Annotated in this window: 8 protein-coding genes; 2 read left to right on the forward strand and 6 right to left on the reverse strand. The window is 76.1% G+C overall.

Features of this window, described 5'->3' with window-relative positions:
• Window positions 1-23: 23 nt before the first annotated feature.
• The 6 genes from ACFU74_RS30675 to ACFU74_RS30700 form a co-directional block, all read right to left on the reverse strand.
• A complete protein-coding gene (locus ACFU74_RS30675; protein WP_380762605.1) occupies window positions 24-1,184 on the reverse strand; it encodes an AAA family ATPase in 1,161 nt (386 codons plus the stop codon).
• A complete protein-coding gene (locus ACFU74_RS30680) occupies window positions 1,181-6,319 on the reverse strand; it encodes a hypothetical protein (RefSeq protein ID WP_380762608.1) in 5,139 nt (1,712 codons plus the stop codon). The genes ACFU74_RS30675 and ACFU74_RS30680 overlap by 4 nt, the downstream gene beginning before the upstream one ends.
• Window positions 6,316-7,170, reverse strand: a complete 855-nt coding sequence (locus ACFU74_RS30685; RefSeq protein WP_380762610.1) for a DUF4132 domain-containing protein — start codon at window positions 7,168-7,170, stop codon at window positions 6,316-6,318. The genes ACFU74_RS30680 and ACFU74_RS30685 overlap by 4 nt, the downstream gene beginning before the upstream one ends.
• Before the next feature lie 265 nt (window positions 7,171-7,435).
• Window positions 7,436-8,662 (reverse strand): PQQ-dependent sugar dehydrogenase, encoded by a 1,227-nt coding sequence (locus ACFU74_RS30690; RefSeq protein ID WP_380762612.1) that lies wholly within the window; start codon window positions 8,660-8,662, stop codon window positions 7,436-7,438.
• A gap of 142 nt (window positions 8,663-8,804) precedes the next feature.
• Window positions 8,805-9,608, reverse strand: coding sequence for an ABC transporter ATP-binding protein (locus tag ACFU74_RS30695; protein ID WP_380762615.1), 804 nt, complete (start codon window positions 9,606-9,608; stop codon window positions 8,805-8,807).
• Between the two features lie 77 nt (window positions 9,609-9,685).
• Entirely contained in the window at window positions 9,686-10,729 is a 1,044-nt protein-coding gene (locus ACFU74_RS30700) for an ABC transporter substrate-binding protein (protein WP_380762618.1), read from the reverse strand.
• A gap of 154 nt (window positions 10,730-10,883) precedes the next feature.
• On the opposite strand from ACFU74_RS30700, the gene fhuB reads away from it, so the two are divergent.
• Together fhuB and fes are read left to right on the forward strand one after the other, a co-directional pair.
• Complete coding sequence (fhuB, locus tag ACFU74_RS30705; protein ID WP_380762621.1) at window positions 10,884-13,055, forward strand: Fe(3+)-hydroxamate ABC transporter permease FhuB; 2,172 nt, start codon at window positions 10,884-10,886, stop codon at window positions 13,053-13,055.
• A 20-nt stretch (window positions 13,056-13,075) separates the two neighbouring features.
• Entirely contained in the window at window positions 13,076-14,272 is a 1,197-nt protein-coding gene (fes, locus tag ACFU74_RS30710) for an enterochelin esterase (RefSeq protein WP_380762623.1), read from the forward strand.
• The last annotated feature ends 7 nt before the right edge of the window (window positions 14,273-14,279 follow it).

Here is a 14,279-nt window from a genome sequence, read left to right on the forward strand (position 1 = left end):
CAGGGCGCCGGGCCGGCGGGGGCTCAGTGCTCCAGGGCGGAGCGCAGGTCCCAGAGGGTGCGCCAGGTGGCGGCGCCCTGTTCGGCGCGGCGGCGGACCGGGCCGTCCCAGTAGCCGAGCAGGCGAGCGGCGTCGGCCGGGTCGTCCTTGCGGACCACGCCGATGAGCTGGCCGGGGAGGCGGCCGAGCAGGTCGCCGCCGTCGGGCAGGTAGGCGGCGGTGACGCCGAGGGCGGTGGCCACCGAGACGGCCTCGGCGGTGCTCATCACGGTGGAGGGGCGCTCGACGTCCCAGCCCTCGGTGGAGCGGCCGGTGCGCAGGTCGCGGAAGGCGGTGACGAGGGCCTCCAGCACCGCGTCGTCCACCGCGTAGCCGGCGCCGGCCCGGGCGACGGCGGCGGTGGACTGGCGGCGGACCAGGTCCACCTCGGCGGCGAGGCTGCCGATCGGTCCGACCGTCTCGAAGTTGAACCGTCGCTTGAGGGCGGCGGACATCTCGCTGACGCCCTTGTCGCGCAGGTTGGCCGTGGCGATCAGGGTGAACCCGGGGACGGCGTGCAGCTGGCCGTCGGGGGTGCCGGCGAGTTCGGGGACGGCGACCCGCCGCTCGGAGAGCAGCGAGACCAGGGCGTCCTGGACCTCGGGCAGGCAGCGGGTGACCTCCTCGACCCGGGCGACCGCGCCGGTGGTCATCGCGGTGAGCACCGGGGAGGGCACCAGGGCCTCGCGGCTGGGGCCCTTGGCGAGCAGCAGGGCGTAGTTCCAGCCGTACTTGAGCTGGTCCTCGGTGGTGCCGGCGGTGCCCTGGACGGTGAGCGCGCTGGAGCCGCAGACGGCGGCGGCGAGGAGTTCGGAGAGCATCGACTTGGCCGTGCCGGGCTCGCCGACGAGCAGCAGTCCCCGCTCGCCGGCGAGGGTGACGACGCAGCGTTCGACGAGGGCCCGCTCGCCGACGAACTTCTGCTCGATCGCCAGGCTCTTCCGGCCGGCCTTGAGCTTCTCGCCGCCGCTGCCCATCACGAAGGTGACGACGGCCCGCGGAGTGAGCCGCCAGCCGGGCGGGCGCGGGCCGGAGTCGTGCGCGGCGAGGAAGTCCAGTTCGGCGGCGTACCGCTCCTCCGGCAGGACGACCTGCCGGGCGGCGGGGGCGGCGGCCCCGGGGGTGTCGGTGGTCGTGGTGGTCATCGGCGGGCCTTCCTGCGCTTGCCGGTCTGGAGCTCTTCGAAGCCGGGGGCGTCCCCGTCGGTGACGCGCTGCCAGGCCCGGGCGAACAGCTCCGGGACGGACTGCCGGGGCAGCACGGCGTGGTGGGTGGGCAGGTCGTAGAGGCCGGCCTTCCAGGTCTCCACGGGCAGGCCGGGGGCGGTGGCCTCCTGCCAGCCGCAGGGGAGGAAGAGGGTGCGGCCGGCGCGGGCCCGCTTGGCCTCGACGACCAGCCCGGAGGCGAGCAGTTCGGCGCGCGCCTTCTTCAGCCGGGCGGGCTTCCAGCCCGTCCAGCGGGCCACGTTGCGGTCGGTGGGGTCGGGCAGGGCGAGCAGCTGGAGGTAGACCACGGCGGCGTCCTCGCCCAGTTCGTGGGTCTTGGCGACCTCGGTGACCAGCTCCGGCACCGCCAGCAGCGGGTGGTGGTGCCAGACCTCGGCGTCCGCGGCGTCCGCGGCGTCCTCGGGGAGCTCCGGCAGGGCGACCAGCCGGTCCAGCCCGCCGCCCAGGAGGCCGGCGAGGACGGTCCGCTGGCGGGTGAGCCAGTGGTTCTCGGCCAGGCCGCCGAGGAGGTCCAGCACCGGGTCCTGCGGCCCGGTCAGGCCGGCCGGGCGCCACCAGATGTACTCCGCCTCGTCGTGGCCGGGCGACAGCACCACGGCGTCGCCGCAGCGGACCAGTCCGTCGGCGTCGGCGCCGCCCTCGGCGGGCAGCCCGAAGCGGGTGCGCAGGACGGCGGCCAGCGGCTCGCCCTTGCTGTTGCGGCGCAGGTCGTAGGCGAGCAGCAGCTCCGGGTCGGCCAGGCGGGTGTGCAGTGCCCGGACGGCCGGGGCGAGCAAGGCGCGCAGCGGGCTGTTCCAGGGCAGCCGGTAGGCGAGCCAGGCGACGGCGTCGACGAATTCCGACGGGCTGTAGCAGTTCGGCAGGGCGTCCGCGTCGTCGGGCAGCAGTCCGACCGTGCCCGCCGTCCCCTCGGCGCGCAGCCGCTGGCGGGTGGTGCGGCTGAGCCACGGGGTGGCCTCGACGTTGAGGACCTCCTCGACCCTCTCGACCCTGGCGCCGCTGACGGCGGCCTGGTACGCGTCGGGCAGGGTGACGATCCGGCCGATGCGCTCGGTCCAGCGGGCGGCGCCGGCGGCGGTGTCCGGTCCGGTGGTCCAGAGGTCCTCCGGGTCGGCGGGCAGCAGGGCGGCCCAGACATCGGCGAGGGCGGCCCGCTCGCGCCCGCGCAGCCAGTCGCGGGCGGCCTTGGCCTCGGCGGACTTGAGGCCGTACTCCTTGAGGGTTTCGGGGGGCAGCGGCGAGCCGTACCACTGGACGAGGCCGGCGGTGGGGCTGAGCAGCAGGGTGGAGCGGACGGCGCCGATGCCGGTGCGCTCGCCGAAGTCGGCGACGCGCTCGGCGCGGTGGGTGATGGCGCCGCGCTCGGCGAGCAGGGCGGTGAACCGGGCGACCCAGTCGGCGGTGACGCTCTCCTCGGTGACGCGTTCGAAGCCGGCGCCGAAGTGCGCGACCGGGCCGAAGGCACCGCTCGGGTCGTGGTCGGCGGCGAGCCAGAACACCGTGTCGTCGGAGTGGTGGGTGCAACCGAGGATGATCACGGTGCGCCCGCCGTGCCGCCAGACCTGGCCGGCCCGGGCCTCGTGCCGCTCCTCCTTGGTCGGCCCCTCGGCGAGCGGCTCGGTGAGGCGGACCTGGCGCAGGGTGGCACCGCGGTCGGCGAGCGGGCCGGCGGTGAGCTCGGTGAGCAGCAGCGCGAGCGAGGCGCGGTGCTCGTCCGAGGTGAGCGGGGCGGCGGCCGCGTAGGCGAGGGTGCCGAGGTTGCCGAGCGCGTGCAGCCAGCCGTGGTGGCTGCCGTCGCCGAGCAGGTCGATCCGGTGCGGAGTGCTCCAGCCGTCGCCGTCGGCCGCGGGCGGCTCGGCGAGGACGGCGGTGACCGTCCGGAGGTTGTTGAGCACACGGTAGTTGACGGTGCGCTCCCAGGAGCGGCCGAATCCTCCGATGCCGGGCAGCAGCAGGGTGGCGCCCGCTTCGAGCTCGTGGTCGATGCCGTGCTCGGGCCGGTACGCGTACACGGGGGTTCCGTCGACGGTGCGACGGGCGGCGTCCTCGGGCTGCGGGAGGTAGCGGGCGACCGTGTCGAGCAGGTTGGCGGCGATGCGGGCGAGGCCGGTGGCGCCGGCCAGCAGCCGCCGGTCGGCGATGCCGGGCAGCAGCTGCCCGACGGCGTCGAGCGGGAGCTCCTCGACGGACTTGCCGCTGCTGACGACGGGTCGGCGCACGCCCTGGACGGTGATCCAGCGCTGTTGCCCGGCCGGGACGGGCTCGGCGTCGACGGGCCAGGCGGCGTCGATGAGGCGGGCGGCCTGCTCGCCGGTGACGCCGCGCAGCGCCGTGGAACCGTGCTCGTCGCGCGGGCGCAGGGCGTGCCAGAAGGCGAGCGGCAGTACGACGGCGGTGCCGGCCGCGTCCAGGCCGCCGGGGCGGCCGGGTTCGAGGTCTGCGGTGGCGCCGGTCGGGTCCACGCTGACGGTGCCCTCCGCCGCGGAGTCCTCGGTGGTCAGCCCGAGGAAGAGGTGGTGCCGGTGGCCGTCCCGGACGACGGACCGGGCGCCGCCGGGCAGGGCGACCAGGCCCACCGGGTAGACGGCGTTCAGCGTCCTGGGGGTGTCGGCGACGAGCGCGGTGCCGTCGGCGGTACCGGTGGTGACCTTGCGGCCGGCGGCCCGCACCCAGCTGCCGAGCACGGTGCCGTCGGTGCCGAGCGGGGTGTCCTCCAGGCCGGGCAGGAGCGGCAGCAGCCGGCTGCGGCCGACCTCCAGGTGGCCGGCCGCGGCGCTCGCGGCGATCCGCGGCGGCTCGGAGACGCGGCCCACGGTGCCGGTGGCGGCGTCGAGTTCGTGCAGCACCTGGCCGCGGTTCCAGCGGGCGGTCCAGTGGCCGGTGCCGTCGGTGAGGACGTGGTCCTGGTCGGGCATCCGGGTGTCGCCGACGTGCAGCGGGCGGTGTCCGCCGGTCCGGCCGCCGCCGGGCAGCGGGAGGGACGGCATCGAGATCTCGTCGCTGCCCCCGTAGTAGCGGACGATGGTCTCGCCGCCGAGTTCGAAGGTCTCGGCGGGCCGGCCGGACCAGTAGGCGTGCTGCTTGCCGTCGTGGTACCAGGCGACCAGCAGTTCGCCGTCGACGAAGCGGAAGTGGGCGTGCTGGTGGCCCTCCAGCTTGTGCGGGATGCGCAGGGTGTGTTCGAACACGATGCCCTGCGGTCCGGCCACGACGACCTGGTTGCCCCGGCCGAGCACCAGGTGCGGCCAGGCCTCCTGGAGCACCAGTCCGTCGGGGAGGCTGCGGCCGTTGCCGTAGCCGGGGGTGTCGCCGGCCTCGACGCCGAGCCTGTCGAGCGCCTCCTCCAGGGCCGGCCAGCCGAGCTCGTCGAGGATGCCGCCGCGCAGGGCGCGGGCGAGCAGCCCGGCCACGTCGAGGGAGGCGATCCGCTGGGCGGCGGCCGGGTTCTCGTCGCGGATGCCGGTGCGGTGGGCGCTCAGCTCGCGCAGCAGCGTGGCCGCGGTGTCCAGGCCGCGGACGGTCTCCAGCTCGTCGGCGCGGGCGTCGGACCACTCGACGAACAGCTCGCGCAGCACCGGCCGGGCGGCGAGGCCCCGCTTGTCGACGGTGTCCCAGACGGCGGGGACGGCGGCGCGCAGCACGGGCCGGTAGCGGGGGTCGGCGGCGACGGCGGCCAGGGTGCGGCCGTCGGCGCCGGAGGCGGCGACCCAGTTCTGGACGGGGAAGGTGCTGCCGTCGGGGTCGGCGACCGGGACGCCCTCGGCGAGCAGCAGGTCGAGGAGTTCGAGCTGGGTGGCGCTGCGGCGCACCCCGCTGTAGAGGTCGACCGGCACGGCCTCGGCGCGCAGCCGCTCCACCATGCGGGCGGCCAGGGCGACGGTCTCGGTGTTCATGCCCCGGTCGCGCCAGCCCCGGCCGAGGTGGTTGGTCCAGCGCTGCAGCCAGGCGGCGGCCGGCTCGGGGGCCTCGGCCGCGTCCGCGTCCGGCGCGGGCGGGTCGGTGAGCAGCCGTTCGGCGCCGCTGTCGGCGAGGAGGGTGAGCCAGGCGGTGTCCTGGACGTCGGCGTCGTCGTTGCCGGGCGGGGCGGGCACCAGTTCCAGCAGGCGGGCGCGGACGGCGGAGTCGCTGCGGCCGAGCTCGACGATCTGGCCGCGCCAGGTCTTCCAGAAGGTGGCGGGGGCGCGGTTGACGGCGGGTGAGGCGAGCAGTTCGGCGAGCAGTTCGCGCTCGTGCTCGTCGCGGTCCAGGCCGGCGGCCTTGAGCAGGATGCGGGCGTCCTCGGCGACCCCCGCGTAGGGGGCCATGCCGGCGGCGGAGCGCTCGGTGCACAGCTGGCGGAACCGCTGCCAGGCGGTCTGCGGGTCGAGCCGGCCGCTCAGCTCCTTGACGTACTGGCGCAGCGCCTTGACGCTGAGCGCGCCGGCCAGGGCGAACTCCAGGAAGACGGCGCGCAGCCGCTCCTCGTCGATGGCGAGGTTGTGGGTGCGCTCGGCCTCGCGGGCCCTGCCGAAGAAGGTGCTGGCGTAGGTCTGGTTGCCCTGTTCGAGGAAGATCCGGCCGACCTGCTCGCAGTAGGTGGGCAGGAAGTGCGGGACGGCGCGGCCGAGCCGGCGGGCCAGCTCGTCGAAGCCGTCCTTGGCGTGGCCGGGCTTGGACTTGGCCTGGCGGGCGAGCCGCTCCATCTCCTTGACCAGGGCGAGCGCGTGGTGGCCGTTGGCCGGGTCGTGGACGAGTGCCCAGGCGGGGAAGCCGAGTGCCTCCTGGCGGACCTGGCCGACCTCGACGGGCTCGGTGTCGGGGACCAGGCCCAGGAAGTCGACGGCGGCGTCCTCGGCGGGGCCGAGCGCGCCGGGGACGAGGCGCACGATCCGCCGCCCGTCCAGGGCGGGGTGGGCGTAGCCGCGGGCGGTGAGCACGTCGGCGGCGCTGTCGGGGGTGCCGACGCCGGTCAGGGTGCCGGGGGCGAGGATCGCCCCGGCGTCGAGCAGCCGCTCGTGCCGGGCGTCGTCGCCGGGCGCACCGGTGGTGCGGTCGGGTCCGGTGGTGGTGGTCATGCGGCTTCCTCGCCTTCGATCGTGCGGCCGGCGTACAGTGCGGCGGCCATCCGCATCCCCTCGGACCAGGCGACCGGTCCGACCTCGGCCAGCGGCAGGACCTTGCCGTCCGGGCCGGTCCAGCTGAGCGAGCCGGTCTCGCACTCGTCGTACTCGTAGTAGTCGCCGACCCAGACCCTGGCCTCCAGGGCCCGGCCGTCCTCGACGACGGGCAGCACGGCGTGTCCGCCGCGGACCCGGTAGCCGAGCCGGGCGCAGCGGCCGAGCAGGTCGCGCAGGGCGGCGTAGCGTCCGCCGGCGTACGTGTCGACCTCGGTGCCGGTGGTGGCGGCGGGCCGGTGCCAGACCTCCCGGTACAGCTGCTGGACCTGCTGGGAGACGCCGAGTTCGACGGCGAACTCGCGCAGCTCGTCGAGGTCCTCCAGCAGGACCGGGTGGGGTATCCGCAGCTCGCCGTCGGTGAGGCGGACGGTGTCGCCGTCGAGGTCGACCAGGCCGAGGCCGCGCTCGGCGTCGGCGCCGCGCAGGAAGCCGGCGACGGCGCCGTCCGGGCCGGTGACCACCAGGTCGCGCAGGACCTCCTGCCACGCCTCGTCCGCCCAGACGGCGGTGACGACGGCGGCGGGCACCGGCAGCGAGCGGACCATCCACCGCTCGACGGTCTCCAGGCAGCCGCGCCGGTGCGCCTCCAGCCACTCGGCGAGCTGCCTGAGCCCGACGACCACCGGGTCGTCGTTCAGCTTCGGCGGGACGGCCTTCAACTGGCGGCCGGCCGCGTTGCGGCAGACCACCTTGCCCTCCTCGTCGAAGGCGACGTGATAGCCGCCCGCTCCCGTTTCCACCCACGCCACGGCCGCTCTCCTCCCAGCTGGTCAGTGATGGAAGGAACGTAACGGGACACACTGACAACGCGGCTCGCGGGGAGGGGTACTGGGCAGTAGGAATGCCGGGCGGCCGGGAGGGGCCGAGCCCAAACCGCCCGAACGGGTGATCCAATACGACGCCGGATCAGGCGCGGCCGACGGTCGGCAGCAAGTGATCCGGCACGGGTGACGCAGACGCTGGTGACTCAGGAGCAGGTGACTCAGGAGCAGGTGACCCAGGCGCGGGTGGCGGTCAGCCCCGGTCGACGGTCAGCCGCAGGACCCGGTCGTCGCCGGGGCGCGGGTCGCCGCGGCCGTCGGTGTTGTCGGTGACCACCAGCAGGGTGCCGTCCCGGTCGGCCACCACCGTGCGCAGCCGGCCGTACGCGCCGGGGAGGAAGTCCTGGGGCGGCGCGGCGAGCCGGTCGCCGTCCAGCGGGATCCGCCACAGCCGCTCGCCGCGCAGGGCGGCCATCCACACGCTCCCGGCGGCGTGGGCGATGCCGCTCGGGGAGGCGTCGCCGGTGTGCCACTGGGCGACCGGGTCGGTGAAGCCGGGGCGGCCGGCGGCGCCCTCGACGGTGGGCCAGCCGTAGTTGCCGCCGGGGGTGACGAGGTTCAGCTCGTCCCAGGTGTCCTGGCCGAACTCCGAGGCCCAGAGCCTGCCTTCCGGGTCCCAGGCCAGGCCCTGGACGTTGCGGTGGCCGAGCGACCAGACCGGGGAGCCGGGGAACGGGTTGCCGGGGGCGGGGGTGCCGTCCGGGGCGAGCCGCAGGACCTTGCCGCCGAGGGAGTCGCGGTCCTGGGCGAGCGGGCGCTCGTTGGCGTCGCCGGTGCCCGCGTAGAGGAGGCCGTCGGGACCGAAGGCGATCCGGCCGCCGTTGTGCCGCGGGCCGTGCGGAATCCCGGTCAGCAGGACGACCGGCTCGCCGAGCTGGGAGCCGGCCGGGCGGGCCGGGTCGTAGTCGAGGCGCGCGATCCGGTTGTCGGTGGCGGTGGAGTAGTAGAGGTAGACCTGGCGGTCGGAGGCGAAGCCGGGCGAGAGGGCGAGGCCGAGCAGTCCGCCCTCGCCGCCGGCGGTGACGCCGGGGACGGTGCCGGCCTCGGTCCTGGCGCCGTCCTTCACCGAGACGCGCAGGATCCGGGCGTCGTCGCGCTCGGAGACCAGCAGGTCGCCGTCCGGCAGGACGGCCAGGCCCCACGGCGAGGACAGGCTGTCGGTGACGGTGCCCGAGACGTCCACCGAGACCGGTCCGCCCGGCTTCGGGACCGCTGCCGGGGAGGACGCGTCCGCGGTCGGGGACGGCGCGTCCGCGGTCGGGGACGGGGTGGGCCGTCCCGGGTCGGCGGGCGAGGCCGGCCCGGAGGGCGGCGGGGACGGCGCGCCCGCGGGCCGCGGGGCGGCGGCCGAGGAGCAGCCGACGGTGGCGGCCGGGCCGAGGGCGAGGGCGACGAACAGGGCGGCGGAGCGACGGAGCATCGGTGACCCTCCCGGGAACGGCGGGCGCGGCGGCGGCACGGACGTCCGGCGGACGCCCGTCCAGCAGACCACACCCGGGCGCGGCGCGGACCGGGACCCGCCGCGCCCGCCCGGCCGTCCGGGGGACCCCGGAGAACCGCCGTCAGCCGACCGGGGAGGCCGCCGACCGCGCCCCCGCCCGGGGGACGATCACCGGCGCGCCGTCCCCGGGGGCCGCGAGCACATCGCTGTCCACGTCGTAGAGCGCCCGCACCAGCGGCGCGTCCACCACCTCGCGCGGCGCCCCGCAGGCGAGCACCTCGCCGCCGCGCATCGCCACCACCAGATCGGCGTAGCGGGCCGCCCCCGCGAGGTCGTGCAGCACCATGACGACGGTGCGCCCGCCGGCCGCGACCTCGCGGACCAGCTCCAGCACCTCGACGGCGTGACCGAGGTCGAGCGCGCTGGTCGGCTCGTCGAGCAGCACGACGGGGGCGTCCTGGGCGAGCACCATGGCGAGCCAGCAGCGCTGGCGCTGGCCGCCGGAGAGCCGGTCGAGCCGGCGGTCGGCGAACTCCTCGACACCGGTGGCCCGCAGTGCCTCGGCGGTGAGCCGCTCGTCGTCGGCCGACCACTGGCGGAACAGGCCCTGGTGCGGGTGGCGGCCGTAGCGCACCAGCCCGGCCACGGTGACCGCCTCCGGCGCCTGCGGGCTCTGCGGCAGCAGCGCCACCCGGTGGGCGGCCTGACGGGGGCGCAGCTTCCAGATGTCCTCGCCGCCGACCAGCACCCGCCCGGAGTCCGGCCGGTGGAGGCGGGCGATCGAGCGCAGCAGGGTGGACTTGCCGCAGCCGTTGGGGCCGACGATGGCCACCACCTGCCCGCCGGGCACGGTGAGGTCCACGCCGCCCAGCACCGGGCGCCCGGGGCCGTAGCCGGCCTTGAGGCCCTCGACCGTCAACTCCATGGCGGGTTCCTTCGACAGAGGGGACGAGCGGACGGGGAGGCGGCGGGCACCCCGGTGGGGGCGCCCGCCGCCGGCGGTCACTTGGCGGCGAGCGCCTTGCTGATGTCCTCGATCACCACGTCGGCCGCGAGCGGGCCGCCGCGGGTGGACCAGACCGAGCCGTCGACGGTGACGGTGTGGTTGTTCTTCACCGCGTTCAGCTCCTGGTAGGCGGGCTTGGACTGGACGTCCTTCAGCGCGGCCTTGCCGTCGTCGGTGAGGGTGGAGAGGAACAGCCAGTCGCCGTCGATCTCGTTGATCTTCTCCAGGCTCAGCGCCGGGGTGTGCGCGTTGCCGTCCTTGTCCTGGGCCTGCGGGCGGGTCAGGCCCATGTCGAGGGCGACACCGCTGGCGAACTGCTTCTTCTCCATCCAGCTCGGGCCGGTCGGGTTCCAGCGCACGATGGAGACGGCCTTGCCCTTGTTCTCGCCGAGCTCGCCGCCGGCCTTGACGGCCTTGGCGTCGTAGTCGGCGATGACCTTGTTCGCCTGGTCCAGCTTGTTGACGGCGTTTCCGATGCCGCGGAAGGAGAGCTTCCAGTCGTCGGTGGGCGCCATGGTGACCACGGTGGCCGGGGTGATCTCGCGCAGCTGCTTGAGGACCTGCTGGTCCTGCATGTCGCCGGCCAGGATCAGGTCGGGCTTGGCGGCGATCACCTTGTCCATCACGGGCTGGAGCAGATTGCCGACCACCGGGATGCCCTGGACCTTGTCCTTCAGGTACGCCGGCGGCTCGTTGAGGCCCTGTCCGTTGGTGATGCCGGCCGGCTTGAGGCCGAGGGCGAGCACCGCGTCGAGGTCCTCCTGGGTGAGGGTGACGATGCGCTTGGGCTCGGCGGGGATCTCGACGGCCGTGCCGGTGGCGTCCTTGACGGTCCGCTTGCCGCCGGCCGCGTCGGCGGCCGGGGCGCCCGAGGCGGCGGTGGTGGCGGCGGACGACGAGCCCTCCGGGGAGGAGGAGCCCTTGTCGGAGGAGCCCGACGAGCCGCAGCCGACGAGCAGGAGCGTGGCCGCCCCGGTGGCGGCCAGCGCCTGGACCGCGCGGCGGCGGGCGGGGTGGAGCGGGCTCTGGCGGGTCGACATGGGTTCCTCCGGGCAGGGGTGTTGCAGACGGGCGGTGCGGTCGGTGAGCGATGGAGCGGTGGTGCGGTGCCGCGAACCAGGGGCGATCCGGGCGGAACCGGCGCCGGGCCGGACGCCTGCCCGACCGCGATGACCATTAGGTTAGCCTTACCTTATGACATTGTCGCAAGTGGGTACCGCCGAGGCGGCCGACGCGGATCCCCCCGCCCCCGCCCCGCCGGCGGCCGAACGGTCGCGCCGCACCTCCCGGGCCGCCGTCGGCGGCATCCTCGCCGCCCTGCTCGCGCTCACCGCGCTCTCCCTGTCCGTCGGCGCCGGCGAGGTCGGCCCCGGCCGGGTGCTCGACTACCTGCTCGACACCGACGGCGCCCGCGCCGACAGCCGGCTCGCCCTGGTCGTCGGCGACCTGCGGCTCCCCCGCACCCTGACCGCGCTGCTGGTCGGCGCCGCCCTCGGCGTGGCCGGCGCGCAGTTGCAGTCCGTCACCCGCAACCCGCTCGCCGAGACCGGCCTGCTCGGCGTCAACGCCGGTGCCTCGCTCGGCGTCGTGCTCGGCATCGCCGTCCTCGGCGTCCAGACCTCCTACGGCTACCTCGCCTTCGCCTTCGGCGGCGCCGTACTGGCCAGCGGGCTGGTCCTGGCGATCGCCGGCAGCCGCGGCGGCGGCTCCCCGATGCGCCTGGTGCTCGGCGGCTCCGCCGTCGGCGCCACCTTCGGCGGCCTGACCGGCGTACTGATCGTCAACTCCCCCGAGGCCTACGACCGCTACCGGGTCTGGGTGCTCGGCTCGCTGGCCGGGGTCGAGGGCTGGACCACGCTGCGCCAGCTCGCCCCCGTACTCGGCGTCGGCTTCCTGGTCGCCCTCCTCACCACCCGGCCGCTGTCCGCGCTCGCGCTCGGCGACGACCTCGCCCGCGGCCTCGGCCACCGGCCCGGCGCCGTCCGCGCCTCCGTCGCGCTCGCCGTCACCCTGCTCACCGCCTCCGCCGTCGCCCTGGCCGGGCCGATCTCCTTCCTCGGCCTGCTCGCCGGCTTCCTCGCCCGCGCCGCCGCCGGGCCGAAGGTCGGCCGGCTCACCCTGCTCGCCGGACTCGTCGGTGCGACCGTGCTGACCGGGGCCGACGTCCTCGCCCGGGTGGTGGCCCGCCCGTTCGAGGCCCCGGTCTCGGTGATCGTCGCGCTGATCGGCGCGCCCACCCTGATCGCCATCGTCCGCTCCCGCAGGACCGCCGCGCTCGGCCTGACCGACACCGCCCCCGCCGAGACCTCCGGCCGCCACGGCCACCCGGAGGAGCAGCCGCCCCGGCCCGACCTGGTGGTCCGGCGCGGTGCGCTGTCCGTGCTGCTCCCCCGCCGCTCCGCGCTGGCCGCGCTCGGCCTCGCCGCCGTGCTGCTGGCCGCCGTGGTGGTCTCCGCGCACGCCGGCCAGAGCGAACTCGGCCTCGGCCGCACCTTCCAGGCCGTCTTCGGCTACGGGGAGCGCCTCGACGTGCTGCTGGTGCAGAAGTTCCGGCTCGGCCGGATCGTCGCGGGCCTCGCCGCCGGCGCCGCGCTCGGCCTGGCCGGCTGCCTCACCCAGACGCTCGCCCGCAACCGCCTCGCCACCCCGGAACTGCTCGGCGTCAACGACGGCGCCACCGCCGCGGTGCTGATCTCGGTCACCGCCTCGGGCGCGTTCGGCGCCTGGTGGGCCGGACCCGTCGGCGCACTGGTCGCCGTCGCCGTGGTCACCCTCGTCTCCGGCGGACTCGGCGCGCGCGGCTACCGGGTCCTGGTGGTCGGCCTCGCCATGTCGGCGCTCGCCTCCGCTGTCATCCAGGTGGCGATGGCCCGGCGTTCGCTCAGCTCGGCGTCCTCCCTGTACGTCTGGACCTCCGGCAGCCTCAACGGCCGCGACTACGAGGTGGCCACGCCGGTGCTGATCGGCCTCGCCGTGCTGGTACCGCTCGCCCTGGTGGTGGCCCGGCGGCTCGCCGTCCTGCGGTTCGACGACAACGTGGCGTCCTCGCTCGGCGTCGACCCCGGCCGGGTCCGGCTCGCCTGCCTGCTGCTCGCCGTGGCGCTGGCCGGCCTCGCCGTCGGCGTCTGCGGCCCGGTCGGCTTCGTCGCGCTGGCCGCGCCGGTGGTCGCCGGACGGCTGGCCGGACCGGCGCGCGTCCCGGTGGTCGGCTCGGCGCTGGTCGGCGCGGTGCTGATCGTGCTGGCCGACACCCTCGGCCGGGTGCTGATCTCCGGCGTCGAGATCCCGGTGGGCATCGTCACCACCGTGCTCGGCGGCCCCTTCCTGCTCTGGGTGTTGCTCGGCCGCAAGGGCAACCCCGCCTGACCTCTTGAGGAGTTCTCCCCGTGCCGAACGAACAGCCCCTCGCCGGTGACGAGTTCTGGGCCAGGGTGGCCGCCGAGGGCGCGCCGCTGGTCGACCCCGACCCCGACGACCCGGCCTACCGGCGGGTGACCTTCGTGCTGCGCGACGAGCCCGGCGAGCAGCCGTACGACGCCGTGCTCGCACTCGTCCACACCGTCACCGACAAGGACCGGCACGCCGGCGACCTCACCCCGCACCTGATGGAGCGCCGGGCCGGCGGCTGGTCGCGCAGCTACCGGCTGCGCGCCGACCACCGGGCCTCCTACCAGCTGTACCCGGTGCGCGGCGCCGTCCCCGGCACCCGGCGGGCCGACTGGCTGCGGGTGCTCGACGGCGCCCGCCCCGACCCGCACTGCGCCGGGGCGCAGCTGCCCGGCCGCGACGGCCGCCACCCCTCCTCGGTGCTCGCCCTGCCCGAGGCGCCCGCCCAGCCGTACGCCCGGCGGCGCGCGGACGTGCCCCGCGGCCGCACCGTGCGCGCCGAGGTGGCCGGGCGGCGGATCGACGTCCACCTGCCCGCCGGGCACCGCCCCGACGCCGGGCCGTACCCGGTGCTGGTGCTGCTGGACGGCGAGATGTGGGGCGAGGTGCTGTCCTTCGGCGACACCCTGGACAACCTGACGGCCGAGGGCCTGATCCCGCCGACCGTCGCCCTGCTCGTGCACACCATGGGTCCCGGCCGGCCGGGCGACCTCAGCTGCAACCCGGACTTCGTCGACCTGCTCGCCGACCGGGTCCTGCCCTGGGCCGCCGCGGAGCACCGCGTCACCGCCGACCCGGCCCGCACCGTGATCGCCGGCCAGAGCGCGGGCGGCCTGACCGCCGCCTTCGCCGCCTTCCGCCGCCCGGCCCGGTTCGGCAACGCGCTGTCGCAGTCCGGCTCGTTCTGGTGGCCCGACGGCACCGAGTTCGACAGCGGCAGCGAGTGGCTGACCCGCCGGTTCGCGGCCACCGAGCCCGGCGGCGCCCGCTTCTGGATCGAGGTCGGCCTCCAGGAGTGGATGCTCCTCACCGAGAACCGCCACCTGCGCGACGTCCTCACCGCGCGCGGCTACGACCTCGCCTACCGCGAGTTCAACGGCGGCCACGACTACGCCTGCTGGCGCGGCGGCCTCGCCGACGGCCTGGTCCACCTGCTGGGCGCGGGCGGAGGACCGCAGGAACCGCAGGGGCGCTGACGGTCGG

The organism is Kitasatospora sp. NPDC057500 (assembly GCF_042802195.1).
Classification (GTDB): domain Bacteria; phylum Actinomycetota; class Actinomycetes; order Streptomycetales; family Streptomycetaceae; genus Kitasatospora.

Excerpts from the sequence above, each read along its gene's own strand:
- ACFU74_RS30700 (WP_380762618.1), bottom strand. The coding sequence starts at position 10,729 with ATGTCGACCCGCCAGAGCCCGCTCCACCCCGCCCGCCGCCGCGCGGTC.
- ACFU74_RS30675 (WP_380762605.1), bottom strand. The coding sequence starts at position 1,184 with ATGACCACCACGACCACCGACACCCCCGGGGCCGCCGCCCCCGCCGCC.
- fhuB (WP_380762621.1), top strand. The coding sequence starts at position 10,884 with ATGACATTGTCGCAAGTGGGTACCGCCGAGGCGGCCGACGCGGATCCC.
- ACFU74_RS30690 (WP_380762612.1), bottom strand. The coding sequence starts at position 8,662 with ATGCTCCGTCGCTCCGCCGCCCTGTTCGTCGCCCTCGCCCTCGGCCCG.
- ACFU74_RS30695 (WP_380762615.1), bottom strand. The coding sequence starts at position 9,608 with ATGGAGTTGACGGTCGAGGGCCTCAAGGCCGGCTACGGCCCCGGGCGC.
- ACFU74_RS30680 (WP_380762608.1), bottom strand. The coding sequence starts at position 6,319 with ATGACCACCACCACCGGACCCGACCGCACCACCGGTGCGCCCGGCGAC.